The organism is Spirosoma utsteinense (assembly GCF_014282275.1).
GTDB classification, from domain to species: domain Bacteria; phylum Bacteroidota; class Bacteroidia; order Cytophagales; family Spirosomataceae; genus Spirosoma; species Spirosoma utsteinense.
This window is the reverse complement of record NZ_VFIA01000048.1, coordinates 15,139-35,813: the sequence shown is the minus strand read 5'-3', so window position 1 is coordinate 35,813 and position 20,675 is coordinate 15,139. Positions and strand designations below refer to the sequence as shown.

At 55.6% G+C, this 20,675-nt stretch carries 10 protein-coding genes; 4 read left to right on the top strand and 6 right to left on the bottom strand.

Annotated elements, in window-relative coordinates; all coding sequences use genetic code 11:
- Window positions 1-586 precede the first annotated feature (586 nt).
- Window positions 587-3,691 (top strand): sensor histidine kinase, encoded by a 3,105-nt coding sequence (locus FH603_RS24330; protein WP_235985623.1) that lies wholly within the window; start codon window positions 587-589, stop codon window positions 3,689-3,691.
- 85 nt (window positions 3,692-3,776) lie between these two features.
- On the opposite strand, the gene FH603_RS24325 is transcribed toward FH603_RS24330, so the two are convergent.
- Window positions 3,777-7,283 (bottom strand): ThuA domain-containing protein, encoded by a 3,507-nt coding sequence (locus FH603_RS24325; RefSeq protein WP_186741147.1) that lies wholly within the window; start codon window positions 7,281-7,283, stop codon window positions 3,777-3,779.
- 191 nt (window positions 7,284-7,474) lie between these two features.
- On the opposite strand from FH603_RS24325, the gene FH603_RS24320 reads away from it, so the two are divergent.
- From FH603_RS24320 to FH603_RS24310, 3 genes are all read left to right on the top strand, one after another.
- Window positions 7,475-9,373, top strand: coding sequence for an AAA domain-containing protein (locus FH603_RS24320; RefSeq protein ID WP_186741153.1), 1,899 nt, complete (start codon window positions 7,475-7,477; stop codon window positions 9,371-9,373).
- Window positions 9,374-9,515: 142 nt separating this feature from the next.
- Window positions 9,516-10,082: a Crp/Fnr family transcriptional regulator gene (locus tag FH603_RS24315; RefSeq protein WP_186741145.1), complete on the top strand. Its 567-nt coding sequence runs from the start codon at window positions 9,516-9,518 to the stop codon at window positions 10,080-10,082.
- Between the two features lie 114 nt (window positions 10,083-10,196).
- Window positions 10,197-11,288 (top strand): SDR family oxidoreductase, encoded by a 1,092-nt coding sequence (locus tag FH603_RS24310; RefSeq protein ID WP_186741143.1) that lies wholly within the window; start codon window positions 10,197-10,199, stop codon window positions 11,286-11,288.
- A gap of 126 nt (window positions 11,289-11,414) precedes the next feature.
- Here the strand turns inward: FH603_RS24310 and FH603_RS24305 are convergent, their stop codons facing one another.
- The 5 genes from FH603_RS24305 to FH603_RS24285 are packed head-to-tail and all read right to left on the bottom strand — an operon-like array spanning window position 11,415 to window position 20,673.
- The gene (locus FH603_RS24305) at window positions 11,415-12,323 is read right to left on the bottom strand and encodes an FHA domain-containing protein (protein ID WP_186741141.1); all 909 of its coding nucleotides are present in this window, start codon (window positions 12,321-12,323) and stop codon (window positions 11,415-11,417) included.
- 22 nt (window positions 12,324-12,345) lie between these two features.
- A complete protein-coding gene (locus tag FH603_RS24300; RefSeq protein ID WP_186741138.1) occupies window positions 12,346-16,323 on the bottom strand; it encodes an FtsW/RodA/SpoVE family cell cycle protein in 3,978 nt (1,325 codons plus the stop codon).
- Window positions 16,324-16,350: 27 nt separating this feature from the next.
- The gene (locus tag FH603_RS24295; RefSeq protein WP_186741136.1) at window positions 16,351-17,640 is read right to left on the bottom strand and encodes a serine/threonine protein kinase; all 1,290 of its coding nucleotides are present in this window, start codon (window positions 17,638-17,640) and stop codon (window positions 16,351-16,353) included.
- A gap of 7 nt (window positions 17,641-17,647) precedes the next feature.
- The gene (locus FH603_RS24290) at window positions 17,648-19,228 is read right to left on the bottom strand and encodes a serine/threonine protein kinase (protein WP_186741133.1); all 1,581 of its coding nucleotides are present in this window, start codon (window positions 19,226-19,228) and stop codon (window positions 17,648-17,650) included.
- The gene (locus FH603_RS24285) at window positions 19,228-20,673 is read right to left on the bottom strand and encodes a PP2C family protein-serine/threonine phosphatase (protein WP_186741131.1); all 1,446 of its coding nucleotides are present in this window, start codon (window positions 20,671-20,673) and stop codon (window positions 19,228-19,230) included. Before FH603_RS24285 ends, FH603_RS24290 begins: the two co-directional genes overlap by 1 nt.
- Window positions 20,674-20,675 lie beyond the last annotated feature (2 nt).

The following is a 20,675-nucleotide window of genomic DNA, read 5'->3' as shown; positions in this document are numbered from 1 at the left end:
TTACGAACCCACAAGGTCACATTGTACGAATCAGCGATAGGAATCTGCGCGGGTTTATGGAACTTCTATTTAGTTAACTAGCTCATAGTCACCATCACAACAAGTCTAATAGGTTTCTGTTTAGACACCGCCCCTCAAAAACGGTCAACGTATTGGCTCAATTCCCTATAGATGAAGTGGCTGCGCACCCACCCAATACCACCCTGTAACGATATAGTAAGCGGCTGGCACGTTGTCCGCTTATGGATCGGGCTTCAAGCCGCCAGCTAATGCCTATTTCAGTCTGCATGGGTATCAGGGCTGTTTAGGCAAGCCCGAACGGCCATAATTGCGAACTAAGTGTGTTTAATTATAGTCATGTCGATACATAGAAATAACCTGCTTTATATACATACTCAGAAATTGAGAATATATTTGTTGGCGTCCTACTAGTCTATTTTCCATCACAAACGAACAGGTTTTACCAGACGACGTATACCAATACGGCATCACCTGACTATGTTCATCCATGTACGAAGCGGTTGCACAGGGTATTGGTGCGTTTGTCAGAATAGACATAAGACCTCGGAAAACTGGCTTTCTTTATATGACGACTCTATCAGGGAATGTGGTGTCAACGGGTATTACCGAGTTTGAGCCCAATGACCGCACCCAGTTTTTCTGCCATCCTGTTTTTACGGAACAGGGTCAGCTCATTGATTTAGAAATACATACCACAGGTTTGCCAGCGGTCAGGGGAGAACGCTTTTACCTGTCGGCGTGGATAACTCCCGAGCCGGGGAATACGCTGGAGTCCATATGGAAAACGCTGCAACAAGGCAGAGGTTGCCGCGTGGCTTACCAGCCAGCATCCGGGAAGCCGGGAACCGTACAAATCACCCCTCTCCAGCCTGGATACCTGCTGGAGATTCAGGAAGATGAATCAACCGAGCCTGCTTTTGATCACTCATCGGCTACCCCCTATGCAACAACTCAATTGCTGGAAGCAATCCTGTCCAATGCGCCTACGGGACTTTCTCTGTTCAAGCCAGTCTGGGAGAATGGTCAGATCAAGGATTTCGTTTGCCTGGTGACCAATGCCGTGAACGCGACAATTACCGGATATAGCATTGAAAAACTAGTTGCCCACTCCCTGACAACCCTGTTCCCGGGCGCTATCAGCCTGGGTTTACTGGACCGGATGATTGACGTGGCTTTAACAGGTACACCCCAGCAGTATCAAAAACATGTCAAAAATGACGATTTTTCAGTATGGGGCCAGTTTACCATCTCCCGGGTGGGCAACAACGTGCTATTTACAGTAATCGATATTTCAGCGCTTAAAAAAGCAAAGTTCTTACTGAATGAACAGAACGCTAAATTAAGAAAACGAATACTCGCCCGGACCAGACAAATTCAAAATCTGTCGACACTACAGAACGCTATCCTTAAATATGCCGGTCAGGCAATTGTATCGACGGATGTTCACGGCATTATTCAAACCGCGAATCAAGCCTGTGAAAAGCTGGTAGGGTATCTGCCACTCGAACTGGTTGGCATGACCAGCCAGCTGAACCCTGGCGTTGGCGAAAACAGCCTTCCGGTCGCTTCGTTTCATGACTACCGACCTGGTGACGCTTATGTACCCTTCCTCAAGCGTGCGCTTGAAGGGCGGGATTTTGTTAATCTGGAATGTGTAGCCGTCCATAAAAGTGGTCGGCTGGTACCGGTTTTACTGGCCTCCAGTGTGCTACAGAACGAAGAGGGCGAAACGATCGGCTACATGGGCATAGCTTCGGATATTTCTGCGCTCAAAAGTGCCGAAGCCGGGTTGAAACAAAAGAACCGGGAGCTAAATACCTTCTTCGACGGAGCGCTGGATATGCATTGTATCTCCGACAGCCAGGGTACCATATTGACGGTCAATAGGTCCTCCCAGAGCACACTAGGCTATACGGCCGAAGAACTCACGGCAATTCCTTTTTTAAGCCTGATTCATCCCGATGAGCAGAAATCGGTTAATAGAGAACTGTTATCGAAAATTATCCAGCAACCGGTGCGCAACCAGATCAACCGGATGCAGCGAAAAGATGGCACCTACCGAACGATCGAGTGGAATGCTATCGCTATCGATCAGGTAATATATGGATCGGCCCGCGACATTACCGGCCGGCAGGAGACCGAAACGGAACTGCGTAACCTGAACCAGCGGCTACAGTTAGCCACCGAAGCCGCCGGGCAGGGCATCTGGGAGATCGATCTGCGGAAAAACCGGGTTTTCTGGGATAAACGCCTGTGGGAAATAAACGGAATGGAACCGAATACCGGGAACTGGACTTTCGAGGAATTCATCAAAACGATTCATCCCGAAGACAGGTCTGCTTTTCTGAAAAAGAGTACGCAGGAGCTAGCCGGGACGGACACCAGTATCTCCCATGTATACCGCATCATACGGCCGGAAGGTACGATCAGGTATATAGAAACCAGTGGGCGTATTATCAGGGATGAAAAGCAACGCCCCCAGCGCCTTATCGGCGTAGCCTGGGACATGACGAGCCGGAAACTGGCTGACGATACCCTGCGTGAAAGTGAACTGCGGTTCCGGGAAATTGCCGAAAATGTCGATGAGGTGTTCTGGATTCATTCGCCAGAACCGTTCCAGCTGCTCTACGTCAACCCCGCTTACGAGCGGTTGTTCAACGCCACGTCTGCGCAGTTATACAGCCGCCCGCGCTCCTTTATAGAAGCGATTGTCGACAAGGACAAGCGCGCTGTCCTTACGTTCCTGAGCAAGTACCGGGCTGGTCAGGAAGGACACCTGGACTGTCAGCTCAAACGTCCCGACGGGGCTGTGCGCTGGTTATCGATCCGTACGTTTATCATCCGGGATGAATCGGGTCAGATCGTACGCCATATCGCCATTGGAAACGACGTGACGAGCCAGAAAGAAAAAGAGTTTGTTCTTCGGCAATCGCTGTTTCGCGAGCAGGAACTCAACCAGCTCAAGTCCCAGTTTGTCTCTACGGCCTCTCATGAGTTCAGAACGCCCCTGACTACCATTCAATCCAGCGTTGACCTCATCCGGCTATATCTGGAAATGCCCGCCGTAAGTGCCCGCCAGTCCATTCAGAATCACCTGGACGTTATCCAGAAAGAAATCGAAAAATTTAGTAATCTCCTGACCGACATGTTGACGATCGGCAAGATCGAAGCGGGTAAAATAACGTTCACACCCCGCCCAACGGATGTTACCTCACTTTGCCGGAGCCTGATTGCTACTCACTTCAGCAAACGACTGGATAACCGTACGGTTCAGTTGCGGATCGAAGGGACACCCCACCCCGTTTTTATCGATGACAAGCTGATGGGACATGTGCTGGTCAATCTGCTGTCGAATGCGTTCAAGTTTTCAACCGACACCTCGCCCCGGCTGCGTATCGTTTTCAGGAAGAACAGCCTTATGTTACAGGTGGTCGACACCGGTATTGGTATACCGGCAAGCGAACTATCGGCCCTGTTTCAGGCATTTTTTCGGGCCAGTAATACCGCGGGAATTCCGGGAACGGGCCTTGGACTGGTTATTGCCCGGCAGTTTATTGAACTTCACCAGGGGCATCTCGATGTGCAGAGTGTAGAAAAAAAGGGCACCACGTTCTCCATCCACTTGCCCACAGAAGACCGGCAGCAACAAAGCCAAACACGACCGAACTGATTACTGACTAGGGTTTTCGGGTGACTGGGGTGGTATCAGGCGCAAAACCTGATACCACCCCAGCCCGATAGAAAGAAATGAAAGCCTAGTAGGGGTTAAACTGAACGCTGCTAAGCTGAATGATCTCGTTCGTTGGCTTGTCCCGTTTAACCGCAATGATATAAACATCGTGTTTCCCCGTAATCGGTTTGTCGAATGTCCCCGTTACCTGATTCATCGTTTTCCAGTCTCCCGTGACTTTATACGGTGCCCGGCTCACTACCGGCCCGGCGTAAGAATCCAGCCGTACTTCGATTTCGCCGTCTTTGTTCAACGAAGAGTAGTCATAGGTGAGCGACTGTATACCGGTCATATCGACGCCTTTGTACAACAGGTAGGCCTTATGTCCGCCTGCCGAAAGCCGGCTGCCCCAGCGCGGGAATCCAACGTACGAATCAGCATCGATGGCTCTGAGTTTCGCATTCCGCAGGGTTACCACGTCGGTGCTCGTAAGCGGTCCTACGCCCTTGCCGCCGTTATCTGTGTAGGTGGCTACCAGCGTATACTGACCGCGGGGTTCTTCCGCTTTATGTTCTTTCAGGGCCAGTGTTCCCTGTGGCGGAACCGTGGATTGATTCTGCTTGTCGGTGAGTGAGAAAATGTATTTAACCATTTCCTGGGCATCCTGAGCGGGAATCTGGGGGTGAGCGCTCATCAGGTGGTCCTTACTCCAGTTGCCCCCACCGCCTTCGATGATTTTCTTCGCCAGCCGTTCCGTTATGCCCGCCTGCCCCTTATACCGGCTGGCAACCGCCAGGAACGTAGGCCCCACCGACGGCTTGTCAATCGTATGGCAGGCTTTACAATCGCTGTTGGCGATCAGGTTCTTGCCCAGTGAGCCATTGCCCACCGACGCCAGATCCTGGTGCCCCTGCTGCGGAACAGCGGCTGGTGTCCCGCCCGGCTGGGCACTGTAGGCGTAATACACCTTAACCCGCTTAGGATCGATCCTGGTATCTTCCTTATCGGCAACCTTCACGGCATAGGTGAACGGTTTGTCGGGCCAGAAGAAGGATTTGTTACCCGCCGTGGTGATGGCCACCTCGGGCCTGGCATTCCCAACCTTCACCACAATCGTATCCATGCCGGATAGCCCGGTCTGATCCGTTACTTTCACGATGGCGTTATAGACGCCGGGCTGCGTATAGGTGTAGGTAGCATTCGGCCGGGTATCCCCAACCGTTTTCCCATCGAACATCCACTGATAAGTCAGCACATCATCCTGATCAAGGTCTGTACCCCGGGCGCTGAACTTTACCCGAAGCGGTGCCTGCCCGACAGCCTCCCGGATAACCGGACCAAACCGGTTGTCGGAAGTAAGAAAAGAGCGGGCATTGGCCTGGGCGGCTTCCAGGGAGTCGACGACGTTGGCTTTGGCGATGGGGGCGCGGTTACCCATGTTGTATTCAATTTTCACGAGCCGCGCATCATCGTTATCGGCCCCGTACACGGACCCGTACTCGAGCATATACATCACGCCATCCTTCCCGAAAGTGAGGTCGATTGGACGCCGGAAGTCGCCGTTTCCAACCATGAACGGTTCTGTACGGAGGTAATTCTCATCCTTGTCGAAACGGGCGGCAACGACCCAGTTCCGCATCCAGTCGAAGATGAACAACATCCCGTCGTAATACGCGGGAAACTTGTTCTTCGCGCCTGAACCCGAATCGTAGCTGTAGAACGCACCGGCCATGGCACTACGCCCGCCCTGCCCCAGTTCCGGAAATTCCTTCGACGCGGCATAGGGATACCAGATCATGGCAGGTCTGGTGGCTGGCAGGTTTTTTAAGCCCGTGTTATTGGGCGACCCATTCACAGGGGCTTTGGGATCGAAAAGCGGCCCCGCCACATTGGTAGCGAAGTCCAGATCCGGATAAGGCTTGCTGTCGCCAATGAACAGCGGCCAGCCGTGGTTACCGGGTGTTTTTGCCTGGTTGAACTCATCGTATCCCCGCGGGCCGATGGTACTGTCCTTCCCGGCATCCGGCCCGATCTCGCCCCAGTACAGCACCGACGTTTTGGGGTTTACGGCGATACGATACGGATTGCGTAATCCCATCGTATAGATCTCCGGCCTGGTCTGGGCCGTTCCTTTCGCAAAAAGGTTGCCATCGGGAACGGTATAGCTACCATCGGCCTGGGGACGAATACGCAGTATTTTACCCCGCAAATCGTTGGTATTCGCGGCCGAACGCTGGGCGTCGAGGGTGAGGTGATCCGGCCGTTCGTCAATGGGATTGTAGCCGTTGGACGGGAAGGGATTGGTATTGTCCCCGGTGGAGAGATACAGGTTGCCTTCCTTATCCCAGGCAAAAGAACCACCGTGGTGGGCGCTGGCCTCAAACTCGTGCGGAATTTTCAGCACCACCTTTTCCGAAGCCAGATCCAGTGTGTTATCCTCGTTTACAACAAACCGCGATAGCTGATAAACAGGATCTTTCTCAACGGCAGGACTGTAGTACAGGTACAGGAAATGATTCGTAGCAAAGTTGGGATCGGTGGTGATTCCCTGCACCCCAAACCCCTGTTTCGTACTGACGGCGAATTTATGCATCACCTTCCCCTGGCTGGTGCGGGTGTCATACACCGACACGTTGCCACTGCGCTCCGTAAAGAATACCCGGCCATCGTCCACGACAGCCAGCTCCATTGGCTCATTCAGGTCATTGACCAGTACCGTTTTGGTGAACCGATTTTCCTCGGGCATAACAACGGCGTAGGACCTGGTGTAATTTAGCGGTTGCCCTTTACCCATCGTGTAGGTCAGGCCACCCAGCAAATGCTTCACAAACAGGGGCTCGCTAAAGCTGGCATCCTCGTGCCCGCCCCCCGTGTAGAATGCCCGTCCACCATCGAATTCATGATACCAGGCGATAGGGTGGTTACTGCCATTCGTTCCGCCATCGTAGGTGTTCTCGTCCAGGTTCGCCAGCACGTTCAGATCCGAATAAAAGGATCGGTAGTTGTACCATTCGTCGGTGCGCTCCCAGCGGTCGGGCAGGTGGGCCGTCGACACGTGGCTTTTATCCGTCACGTCGACGGTAGCTTTGCGCACATTGGAATTATTGGGGTGGCTGGAAAAATAAGCCCCCACCAGTTTGTTATACCAGGGCCAGTCATACTCGGTGTCGGCAGCGGCATGAACACCCATATACCCGCCACCGGCCTGAATATAACGCTCGAAAGCAGCCTGCTGAACAGGGTTCAACACGTTGCCGGTGGTACTCATGAAAACAACAGCCTGATAATGCCGCAGGCTGTCGTCGTTGAAGTAGTCGGCGTTCTTCGTCGTGTCGACCCGGAAGTTATTCTCCTGACCCAGCTTTTGAATAGCGGCAATGCCAAACGGAATGGAGGTATGCTTCCACCCTTTGGTCTTCGAAAAAACAAGGACCCGCCGGGGCGCAGGCGGGCTGACCACTTCCGGCGCGCTGGCCGTTACCGCCTGCGTTGAAACCTTCTGGGTAGTTAAACAGGCATACAAACCAACCGTGGCCCCGGCTGCGGTGAGCAGACGAAGCCAGGACTTCGACGAGGATAAAAAAGAGATCATAGTATGAACAGGTTGAGCCGATGCCCCAAAATGAGGCACGGCTAAAGGGTTTAGGAATAAGTATTCTGATTTGTGCCGGTTTTCAAACGGTAAGTCAAAACGGGCTGTAAACTACTTTGTATGGCAAACGACAGGAAGGAATGAGTATACCGTACCGTCGGGCTCCGGCCAATTATGGGCTACCTTTGTCTATGGATTATTTTAAACAGCTTCTTGATTTACTAAAGGCTGAACGAGAAGAGGACCGCAACCAGTACCGGAAACTTACCGAAACTACCTCCATTGCCGACCGCCGGGCCAACGGCCTGACCTGGTATCCCATCGCCATCCGAGGGTCTGAAATGAGCCGGGGGGATTATGTGACGGTCGAACTCGAACGCACCAACCACCACGATGTATCGCACCAGCTGCGGTCGGGCATGCCCGCTCTTTTTTTCAGCAACCACGATCCCCGGAAAGACCGGGTAGAAGGTACCATCGCCTACCTGAGCGGGAACCGGCTGAAGATAACCCTGCTCACCGATGAACTGCCCGACTGGTCCCGCGATGGCAAGCTGGGCGTAGAAATGCTTTTCGACGACAAGAGCTATGATGAGATGCAGGACGCGCTTAAGGAGGCTAACATGCGCAGCGAAAACCCTAAAAACAGATTAGTCAATATACTGACGGGGCAGGCCTCCCCTACCGCACGAACCGATATCCCGCTACCCGTTATTCCACGACTTAACGATAGTCAGCGCCAGGCGGTGCAGCATATCCTGGCAGCCAATGAACTGGCCATTGTCCACGGCCCGCCGGGCTCCGGCAAAACCACGACGCTGGTACAGGCGATAAACGCGCTGATCAGGCAGGACCACCAGAAAATACTGGTCGTGGCCCCCAGCAATACGGCCGTCGATCTCCTGAGTGAAAAGCTTCATGAACAGGGCCTGAACGTGCTGCGCGTCGGGAATCCGGCCCGGGTGTCTGACCGGTTGATGGCCCTGACGCTGGACCATAAAATGGCTGACCATCCGCTGATGAGGGAAGCCAAAAAGCTGAAAAAGCAGGCGAACGAATTCAAGAATATGGCGCATAAGTACAAGCGCCAGTTCGGTAAAGCCGAGCGTGACCAGCGTAAGGCCCTCTTCGACGAAGCGCACCGGATCATGAAAGAGGTAGATAATTCGGAGCAGTATATCATCGATGATCTGGTAGCCAAAGCGCAGGTGATAACAGCCACGCTGGTTGGGTCTAACCAGTACATGATCCGGAACCTGACCTTCCACACCGTGGTCATCGATGAAGCCGGCCAGGCCCTGGAACCAGCCTGCTGGATACCCATTCTGAAAGCCCAAAAGGTAATACTGGCGGGGGATCACTGCCAGCTATCGCCCACGGTAAAATCGATGGAAGCAGCCCGGAAAGGGTTGAGCACCACGTTGCTGGAGAAATGCGTTGCCCTGCATCCCGAAGCCGTTACGCTGCTCGAAGAGCAATACCGCATGCACGAACGAATCATGGGCTACTCCTCCCGCGTGTTTTACCAGAACCGGCTGCGGGCGCATGCTTCCGTGGCTACCCACTCGCTCTTTGCCGGCGACAGTCCACTGGGGTTTATCGATACCGCCGGCTGTGGATTCGATGAGAAACTGGAAGGAACAAGCTCGACCAATCCCGAGGAAGCCGCCTTGCTGATCAAGCACCTGACCGACGTAGTGGCAACCTTGAGCCCGTTCTATACACCACTGGATTTCCCATCGGTAGCCATCATTTCCCCCTACAAGCAACAGTTGAACGTGCTCAACGACTTGCTCCAGCATGCGCCGGCGTTACAACCTTACCGGGCTAAACTGGCGGTGAACACCATCGATAGCTTTCAGGGACAGGAACGTGATATCGTCTATATTTCCATGACCCGTAGTAACGACCAGGGCGAGATCGGGTTTTTATCGGATATCCGACGCATGAATGTGGCCATGACGCGCGCCCGGAAAAAGCTGATCATCGTGGGCGACAGCGCCACGCTGGCCAGCCATCCTTTCTATGCCGACTTCATCGACTACGCGCAGCAACTGGACGCTTACCAAAGCGCGTGGGAATGGTTATGATCAGGCTTCAACGCAGTACTCAGGCCCACAGCGGGTTCCGTTGTCTGTCACTGAGCGATCTGAACGGGTAAGCCGCACGATTCGTTTTTTAGCCGTTTGGGGTGCGCGCGGGTTGTAATCCAGGGAATGACACTGGTTGAACATGGAAGAAGTCTTACGCCGACAAATAGAGAAAATCGTTACCCTGACCGATGAAGAGTTTCGGTTTGTCCTGACTCACTTTACGGCCAGAACGGTCAAGAAACATCAGTATGTCGTTCAGGCGGGTGATCCAGCGCCCAATGACCATTTCGTGGTCAAGGGGTTATTGAAGTCGTTCTACACGGATGATCTTGGCAAAACCCATATTTTACAGTTTGCGATGGAAGACTGGTGGATTTCTGATCCTCAGGCGTATCACAACAAAGTAAATGCCACCTTACATATCGATTGCCTGGAAGACACACAGCTTTTTTTCATTTCCATCGATAACCGGGAAAAGCTTTGCGTAGAGCTGCAAAAGATGGAATACTTCTTCATGAAGAAAACAACAGCGGGTTACATTGCCCTTCAGCGAAGGATATTGTCGCTCATGAGTCAGAAAGCCGAAGAACGGTTCAACCAGTTTATCCAGCTGTATCCCACGCTATTACAACGGGTACCTAAAGCACTCATAGCCTCTTATCTGGGCATCAGCCGGGAAACATTAAGCCGGATGTCGGCCCATTGATGTGATCTACCTCACAACATTTAAGTGATATAAGTCCTTTCCCGCCCCGCGAAGAATGGCGAACATTGTGGCTGTTTAGTTAGTCATCGTACAACGTTATTTTGATCCTTTCACATGAAGCAAGTCGCCTTGGTAGTTGGTGCCAGTGGAATCACCGGCAGCAACCTTGCCCACGAACTTATTGAACAGGGGTGGCTCACCTACGGCTTAGCCCGGAACCCCAATCAGACAATAGCCAATCTACAACCGGTTGCAGCGGATCTGCTCGATCCGGATAGCATGCAGGCAGCCTTGGCCACCATTGATCCTACACACGTTTTTTTTACGAGCTGGATGCGTAATGCGACCGAGGCCGAAAATATCCGGGTCAACGGGGCTATGGTTCGTAATCTGCTGGACGCGCTGGCCCCTAAAAAATCGGTACAACATGTTGCGCTGGTAACGGGATTGAAGCACTATCTGGGGCCGTTCGATGCCTACGCCAAAGAGGGATTTCTGCCCCTGACGCCTGTGCGGGAGGAACACCCACGCCTGGAAATAGAGAATTTTTATTACGCGCAGGAAGATGAGGTCTACGCAGCAGCAGCTCGGGATGGCTTCACCTGGAGCATCCATCGCCCGCATACCGTTATTGGCAAAGCGGTAGGCAACATGATGAATCTGGGCAGCACTTTAGCCGCCTACGCAACCATCTGTCAAGCCAGCGGGCGACCCTTCCGCTGGCCGGGCTCCAAAGCCCAGTGGGAAGGTCTCTCCGACGTGACCGACGCCCGGGTACTGGCCAAACACCTCGTCTGGGCTGCAACAACCGAAGCCGCTCACAACGAAGCGTTCAACGTGGCCAATGGCGATGTCTTCCGGTGGAGCTGGTTGTGGAAACAGCTGGCCGACTGGTTCGGCCTCGAAGCGGTTGGGTTTGACGGGACTATCCACCCGTTGGAAGAACAAATTGCCGGTGACGGGCCGCTATGGCAGGAGATCGCCAGTCGGTATGGGCTGGCAGAATCCAACCTGAACCGGGTGGCATCAGCCTGGCATACCGACCTCGATCTTGGGCGGCCCATCGAAGTAATGACCGATATGTCGAAAAGCCGCAAACTGGGTTTCTCGGTCTATCAACGGACCGATGAATCTTTCTTCGATCTGTTTGAACAGATGCAGGCCGATCGGCTGATTCCCGCTCATAAAACGGTGATAGCTGAGTAAACGAACAACCGTTACTGAAAGCGGTCAGGCCGTTGATTTGATTTCTCATTCAACTGCCTGCCCGCTTTTTCATGATCGCCCATTGCCTGAGTACAAAGGTATCCAATGCTATTCCTCTATTTCGGTTCAGTTTATCAGTTCGAACAGCAACGTAACCTCACCGCCTAACTCGATCTGGTCGCCATCCTGAAGGGGGTAGTTCATTCCGCCGATATCGGCGCGTTCGATCGTATCGTCGGGGTGCATCAGTTTCGTTTTGTTGCCACTCCCCGGCAAGCCCCCCGGATCGACGAGCAGGGCGTATCGCTTCTGTGCCACGTCATACCGTATGCTTGCGTGCGCCCGGCTTACGGCCCCATTGCCTTTGCCGGTCAAGGCATCAAACCCGGCATCATCATCGTTGAGAAATACAATATCATTCGTCCGGACGCGGCCCGATGTGGTCTGGGTCATATGCCCCCGACCAATGCAGAATGTAGTTTTCTGAGCCGGATCGAGCACATACGCCGGCTGCTCCGTCTGGCCCACCAGCGCGACAACCCTGGCCAGTAGCGGAGGACCATCGGGCCTCGACTTATCCAGCACGACCAGACCGATAGTCTCCTCCCGGTAGGTGCAGTCGGGCGGCAGAGCGTCAGCAAAAAAAGCGTAGTCGAATCGCCAGTTCGGCAGCAGGGTGATGTAATTATCGGACAGCAGCCGGTTCAGCTCCTGCTGGAACTTACCCGGCTGAGTAGCCCAGAGCGCCACCCGATGCAGTTCCTCTTCTTCCGGATCGGCACAAACGATACACAGCCGGATACCAATGGGCGCGTTGTCTGGTTCATTTTGGTAGGCTCTCAGTTTGCCGACTATAAACCGCAGCAGCTGCTCCCTTCGTTTCGACGCGGGGGGAGGTCCTGACGGGGCCACCTTCGGGACCGCTGGCGTTGGCTCTACAGTCGGCACGGGTGCCGCTGGCTCGGGCTCAGTGGCGTGGGCGGGTTGAGCGGGCGTAAATCCGAACAGTTTCTTAACGTTTTCCAGTAGGTTCATAGCACGGGTTGTGATTCTTGACTTAAAAGCTACCTAAATAACCGCGCTCCTGCAAGATTGGCGCAACAATGGTATTGGCCAGATTGACCGCGTCAGCGGATGATTCGCCCAGCTCAATTCGGACGCTGACCACCGTTTTCGACCGACCGTCGGGAGTAGGCGCAAAAAATACGTACCAGCCATCATTGCGCTGTATTCCCTGCACGATCCGCTCGGGCGTACCGGTTTTACCAGCCACCCGGACCGCGCTGATCTTACTGCGACCAGCACCCGGATTCGACTGTTCGATCATAAACGCCTGCAACTGATCGGCGTAGGCGGGTCGGCCAATCGACCGTCCCGCCGGAACAGGCTGCGCTTTACCGGCCTGATCCAGCACATAGCGGGAGGGCTGCATCAAGCCTTTGTTGGCAATAGCGCCCGCCATCCGGGCCAGCGATACGGGCGTTGCCGTTAGCTGCCCCTGCCCCCAGGCCAGGCCCGAAAATTCACCGCGATACCGCCGGGGGTACCTATTACTCTGGTACAAATTTCGGCGCACGACAAACGACGAGTCGCGCCAGTGCTGCATGATTTTTTTCCGTTCGGGATCGGTATGGGTATCGGAGAACGAATAGCCGCCAACCATATCCACGTTCATACCCGTTGCCAGGTACAGGGAAGCCATTTCGTTGTCCAGCTTGTTGTCGTTGGCTGTCCGAATAAAATACACGTTGCTCGACCGAACGATGGCCTTCCGCATGTCGACGGATTGATTGCAGGGCTCCGACTCACGCGCCCCCCGCCGGATGATTTCCTGACAGCTGATGGGGTAGCTGACAGCTGACGCCGATGAGCCCAGCTTGGTAAAGGCAGCCATAGCGGTCAGGATTTTGGCCGTAGAGCCGGGAGCTGTCGGAAAGGTCATGCCCAGATCGCGTTCGGTTACCAGGTAAGGCAACGCCAGCCGGTCCCGATCGGCCAGCAGCATGGTTTCGGGCGTTTTCAGGTTGGGTAGTGGGTGCATGGCTGATGACAATACATCGCCCGAAGCGGCATCCAGCACCACCACCGACAGGCGTTTGTCCCGGTATTCGGACTGGGCCAGGGCGTTTTGCAAGGCGACCTGAAGCTCGGCGTTGACGCTCAGATGCAGGTCGCGGTTGCGGGCCTTTCGCCGGTCAACTTCGCGGCTGTCGATACCCGCCCGCAGCGCAGGTGCCAGTTCCCGATAGTCGTATACCGACAGTGTCCGGGTCTGCTCCACCGATGGGCTGAAGCGGTCGGCCCGGTAGTCGGTGGTGACGAGTTCGGTTTTTCGGGGACGGCTGTTGAAACCACGCAACTCACTAAAGTGGGTAGCCTCGGCATAATAGCCGTTGCTCTGGCCCCAGAATAACTGGGTATTCAGGTCGCCGACCCAAAAGAACAGTTGATCACCGAATGGGTAATAACGTTGCAGCCTTTTTTGGCTAAGGGCCTGAAGCTGATCGGCCCGCAGCCCGCTTTTGCGTAGTTTCGATGCCTGCTGGGTAACTTGTTCGGGCGTGCTTGTTGCCAGCACGAGGCCGTTTCGGTCGTAGATCGTGCCCGATGCCAGGGCCCGGGTAAGCCGTTCGATTCGGGGATTGTAGCTGTAGACTGGGTCGCCGTTTCGGGTTATGACGCGGGCAGGCCGCACGATGTACTCGTTTCCGCGCCAGCCGATAATGGGCAACAACCGCCCGATCAGGATGACAACGCCCAGCAAAAAACCAGCAATACCGGCCATTAAAACCACATCGTAGTGGGTTGAGAGGTATTCGCGCTGCGTGGTTTGCCCCGGCCGACTGGCCACGCTGAACACCACCCCCATGGCCATCAGGTTGATGATGAGAGAAATTTTTCCATAGCTCAGAAAGGGCACGCTGATACCCGTTAGCGGCAAAAGCCCGATGGAACCCCCGGCAATGATCAGAAACTGCACCCCCGTCGATATAGCGATACCGGCCACCAGAAAGAACGCAAACGGTTGACCCGCCTGGCGGGCATGCAGGAAAATGCGGTGGAGCAGTACCCCAAACAACAGGAACACAGCAATGACCCCCAGCCCCCCCAGCTCTTCACCCACACTGGGCAGGATCATGTCGGTATGGGCTGCGGGCATGGCGTTGGCGAATCCTTTCCCCAACCCCTGACCCGACCACCCCCCCGAAGCGAGAGTCCACATGGCATGGGCCAGGTGATCGCCCCCATACACATCGTTGTTCCAGGGACTCAGCCACATCGCCTTTCGATCGGCCAGCCGGTCACCCACAAACGGCAACAAATCGCCGAACGCAAACATAGCCATCACCAGTAACAGCAGTATTGGCGCTTCGGTGAGTAAGGCGGCCCAGCCCAGCCCGGTTGTCGAGCGGGCCTCACCCCGCCAGAACAGGTAGCCAACGACCCCACCCAAGCAGATAAGGGTAGCCAGCCAGCCGGGCAGTAGCCAAAGGGCGAACCCGTAGGCCACGCCCGTTGCCAGCGTCAGCGGTAGGTTGCCGCGGGCGATGCTGTAGAACAACAGAAAAGTGAAACAGACGACCAGTGCCGGACCCATATCCCCCAGCAGCAGGTAAAGCAACATCAGCAGGCCCGCCCCGGCCAGCGCACCGGCACTCACCGCAAACCGCCACCGCAAGTCGGGTAACTGGCGAATCTGCTGCTCATTGGCCGCAAAGAATCCCGCGAAGAACAGCAGCAACAGAAACTTGGTAATCTCGCTGGGCTGGATGGTCAACCCCAGCACCGACAGGTTCACCCTGACACCACTACCTTCCGGCCCGCTTCCGACAAACAGCGTCAGGGCCGCCAAACCCACGGCCAGCACCAGCCACGTCCAGCCCGACAGCCGAACTGTATTCCGGTTACGGAACGCAAACAGCCAGTCGAACCGCCAGTCGGCGTAGAACCGGCCAATGTTTAGCTGAGATACGATCGCCATACCCACAAGACCGGCCCCAACGCCCTGTACCGTTTGCCAGGCGTATAAGGTGTCCTGCAATGGGTCCTGAATGGCCAGCAGGGTAAGTACCGAAATACCCGTCAGCAGCATCAGGATTGGCAGTAGCAGGGGGTCGGGATGAAAGCGTCGCGTGGCCCAGAAGCCCTGTATGAGCCAGAACAGGCCAAAAAATAGAAAGACAATGGCCCAGAACTGCCCCATGTAGGCGTTGGGTGTTCGTACCCCAAGGGCATGATCGGCTTTGAGCTGTCCATATACGACCGAGCCGATCAGTCGGATGTGGTGCGGACGCGCTGAAAAAGTGTATTCCTGATCGCTGGTCAACCGGCTCGCTCCCCGGCGACTGCCAAATTCGAAACCGGGTTTTAGCGGAACAACACTGTAGCCCGACCCATCGGCAAGGCCAGAGAACCGAAACCGACCGTCAGTATCCGTTCGGGCATATACGAAACGGTTAGGCAACGTATCGGGCTGGGCCGTTGCCGGGTGTTGTTTCAGCTGAACCAGCACCCCGGCTACCGGCTGCTCCTCGCGCAGGACCTGACCCGCAATCGAAGCGCTGCCGACCCCTGCCTGCATGGTGGCTCCGTACGGTTTGGGATTGTTCAACTCCCTGACATACAGCACCGAGTCGAAGCCCATTTGTTGGCGGGACAGCGCCAGTCGGCTCTGAAAGTCGGGCCCACCAATGCGGCTACGCCAGGATACTGGTGCGAGTATGGAAAACTGCCGTTTATTGATGGCTCCCAGGTTGTCGAGTGAGCCCTGTTGGCTTAGCTTGGCGGCCAGCGAATCGGCAACGAGACGACCATCCTTTTGGTCGGCATAGTAGTTACCGGTCGTTAAGAGGGACAGAATTGATGCCGATTTCAGGCCATCCCGGAGCGTAAGCGCCTGTCTGGCAAACAGGGCCTCGTTGGCCGTACCCAGACCGGGAAGGAGGTTAATGAACAGCCGCGCAAACAGCACCAGCAATACAATCGATGCACCAAGCAGGTATAGGCGTCCGGACGGAACAGGATTTGATTTCATTCAGTAGGGGTCAGGCGGGTTGTGGCCCTATTCGGTTTGGGTAGAATCGACGGGTGTTGCCGCCGAATCGGGAATGGCAACCGCATCGCTGCCCGTAGCGGGCACGGTGGGGACGGTCGTACCGGCGTCCGTAGCCGTAGAGTCGGTAGCTGTTTCTTCGGGTTGGTCGTCAGACTGGGTCGTTGCCGAATCGACATCCATCACATTCATATCGGACGAGTCAGCTACCACCACCGTTGTATCCTGCATAATTTTGGAGACGGGCGTTTTCTGCCGCTGCGTGTAGAAAAAAATCAGCCCGACCAGGCCACCAATGATCAGCACGCCCGCCATAATCCCCCACCAGTTTGTCTGGGCTTCGGACTCATACTCGTAGGGGTCAGGGGCAGGTTGGGGTACGCCAGCCGGGGCGGCCATCGTTCGGGACGAAACGGGTGGGCGACGATTTTCCGACCGCCCCGCCTGCAACTGCTCCACATTAGCCTGCCCTAGTAACAGCGCCAGCTCATTTACCTCACTCAGGCGTTCGGCGGGGTCTTTGGCCAGCATCCAGCTCAGGAGTGTGTTCAGACTTGGCGGCACATACTGACCCGGCTGCGGCATAGCTACAGGAGGGGGCGGGGTTCGCAGAACCTGGTTCATGAACGTAGCGATACCCGCGCTGTCGGCCATGGAAAACGGCACCCTACCCGCCAGACACTCGTACAGAACTACGCCCAGCGCATAATAGTCGGTGGCAACATCGACTCCCCTTGGATTGTCGAACTGTTCGGGCGAGGCATATTCGTAGGTCATCAGCGACTGCCCCGTCATGGTCTGGGTCTGCTGTTCGCGCAGGCGGGCCACCCCGAAGTCGGTCAGCAGAAAGTGCAGCTCACCGCTTGGCAGGGGCCGATACAGAATATTCTCCGGCTTGATGTCGCGGTGGATGATCCCGCGTGGATGAATGGCTTTGAACGCTTCGGCCATTTGCAGCCCCAGCCGAATCGTTGTCGGCACGTCCAGGTGGCCGCCCTCGGCAAGAAGCACCCGTAGGCTCCCCCCCTCGATCCATTCCATGACGATGAACGGCATGGCCATATCCAGCTGCACCTCCCGAACCCGCACCACATTCGGGTGGCGGATATCGGTCATTAGTTGTGATTCGAGCCTGAAGCGCCGGAGTGTCTCGGCGTCGGTATTGAGGGCAAAGTGTTTGATGGCTACCAGATCGCCCGTGTCCAGGTGCCGTGCCTTCAGCACACGGGCATTGGAGCGGCCAATTTCGCCTATGATTTCGTAGCCTGGAAAATGCGTATTGATACTTACAGTTGGCATTGGCCAGTTAATTTAACGAGTCGGTCGGGGTCGATGTCAGCAGCGAATCCAGCTCCTTGCTGAATTCATACCCCACAACTTTTGCGGTGATTCGTGTGCCCCGATCACTATCGGGGGCTTTCCGGGTTAACGATGCATTGGGGCCAACATTGCCGAACCAAACCTTCTCCGATTTATACAGCGGCCCCTTCTCTTTGTGGTAATCGACCCGGACAGCCACCAGCGCGAAGGTGAAGGGACTGGGGTTATCCAGCTTCACCTGAATATTTTTGATACCGCCAAACAGGCCCACCCGGTACCCGAACGGCTCGACACTCAGTTCTTTTGCCGCCAGCAGCGCGTCTTTCTTCAGCTGCTCCCGCCGTAACCGTTCTTCGGCCTCCTGCTGAAGCTGTGTGTCTTCGGGCTGTGCGCTTTCGGTATCGCCAGTGGCCGAAGAGTCATTGGCTTCGATTGGGTTTCCCGTAAACGGGTTATTCACTACCGACCCGCCGGGTTTAAGGAAGGTCAAGTAATAGCCAACGCCCGCCAGCGAGACGATGAGGACGAGGACGATCAGTTTCAATCCGATACCGGCCTTTTTTTTCCGTTTCGCCGGGTCCTCGATCGGTGCCAGGATGGTTGGGGGCTCGTTGGATGCGGGCGTCCTGGGCTTAGTGGGTTCGGGCGGGGTCGGGGTCGGCGCGATGGTCGCAGCGGTCGTATGTCGGGCAATCGGGGGTTGACTGATGCGGGTGGCCTGCAGGTAGTTCAGCTCGGCCTGCTTGAGCCGCCAGGTTAGCTCATCGGCATCGCTCAGCCGGTCGGCCGCTTTTTTCTGCAACAGCGCGTTCAGCAGGTCGACGAACGGGTGCATGGGTTGATCGCTGGTCGTGACCAGCAAAGCGGGCGGGGCTTCACTGAGCACTTTGTTCATGAACGTGACAATTCCCGAATGATCATCCAGCGCAAAGGGTACATGACCATTCAGACATTCATACAACACGACGCCCAGTGAATAGTAATCCGTGGCTACGCCTACGCCTTTGGGGTCGTTGAACTGTTCGGGCGAGGCATATTCATAGGTCATCAGCGACTGACCCGTCATCGTGGTCGATTGCTCCTGGAGACGGGCCACCCCGAAGTCGGTCAGCAGAAAATGCAGCTCACCGCTTGGCAGGGGCCGATACAGAATATTCTCCGGCTTGATATCCCGGTGAACGATACCCTGTGGATGAATAGCCTTGAACGCGCTGGCCATTTGCAGCCCTATCCGGATTGTCGTTGGCACATCCAGCTGATGTTGCTGCCGGATCAGGTGATGCAGGTTGCCGCCTTCGATCAGTTCCATGACGATAAACGGCAATTCGGCCTCCAGCTGCACTTCCCGCACTTTGACAATGTTGGGATGGGCAATGCTGGTCATTATGGCCGACTCCCGCTGAAACCGGCGAAGCGTTTCGGCATCGGTATTGAGGGCAAAGTGTTTGATGGCCACCAGATCGCCCGTAGCCAGGTGACGTGCCTTAAGAATGCGGGCGTTGCTACGCCCTAGTTCGCTCAGTATTTCGTAACCGGGAAACTGCGTGTTGAATCGAATCGTCGCCATTACGGTCGGGGCGTTTGAGGTAAAACCGGCAGATTCTGTACAGAGACCGTCAGGATTGAATGGTCGCTGGAGTCCTGGTGAATGCCCGCGCTGACGGGCATGTCCACCCCCCTGAAGTACACCTTCGTCAGGGACAGCTTTCCCTCGCCGGTCATTTCGATACCCGTTTTAAATCCGCTGATCACAATGTTTTCCAGGTTCACCAGCCCCCGGCGGGTTATACGCATCGCCAGTTGCGCCCGCCCCGTATCGGCCGGTACGATGACGGTAAACCGATCTCCCCCTACGATGCTCTGTAGCGAATCGTTGATCAGAAGTGGCTTATCCAGCCGGACGGTATCCGTGGGCAAAACCAGTCGGTGATCGGCACTCCGATAGGCGATTTGCACGAACGAGTCCACGGGGAATACCGGGGAAACAAGGCCCGGCGAATCGGTAGCTGGCTGCCGGGTCGTCAGGCTATCGGCCACCAGATCGAAATCACCGGCCGGCTGATATTGCCACCAGACGATCCCGGCAACGATAACCGCGAGCAACAGCACCAGCAGGGTCCACACACCGCCCATACTCCGTCTGGCAGGTACCGCCGGTGCTTTCGATTCAGCCGCCGGTACCGTCACGATGGGCACGTTCAGCGGTTTCGTTGGTTCGGCGGTGGTCGGTATGGGCGAGGTAACTGCCGCAGACGAGGTGTTTAGGTTGTTTCGGGCCAGCACCACTGTTATGTTGTCATTGCCGCCCTGTTCGTTAGCCAGCCGGATCAGCGCTATAGTCTGTTCGTCCAGCGAAATAGACTGGGTGAGAACCCCTACGATCTGCGCCCGAGTGATCATGTCGGTCAGGCCGTCGCTGCACAGCAACAGCTGGTCGCCCGGCAGAAAATCTGCCTCTCCCGATTCCAGAAACTCAGGATCATCGACCCGGTGGGGCGTCGATCCTACCTCCCGCAGGATCTCGTTCCGGCGCGGGTGATGCATGGCTTCGGCCTCGGTGAGTTCGTTGGCATCTTCCCGTATGCCCACCATCGAGTGGTCATGGGTGAGCTTTTCGAGCACCCCCTGCCGGTACCGGTACAGGCGGGAGTCGCCGACATGAACAAATACCAGCTTGCCCAGGCTGACATCGACGAGCGCTGTCGTCAAGACACAGCACATCTGCGCCAGACCGGGGTTTTGCTCACGGGCCTGGTTAATCTGGTTATTGGCAAAAACTACGGCCTCCCGTAACATCGACAGCGGGTCACCGTTGGGTTTGGTCATGTATTGTTCGAGAGACTCTTTGGCAATGGCAGCCGCCCGATCGCCCCCGGCATAGCCGCCAACCCCATCGATAGCGGCCAGCAGCGCCGTGGTTTCCGACCAGATCGGCGTGCAGACGAACGTATCCTGGTTATCAGTCCGGCGCTGGCCTACGTCGGTCTGACCGGCAATTACTAATGCATCCATGC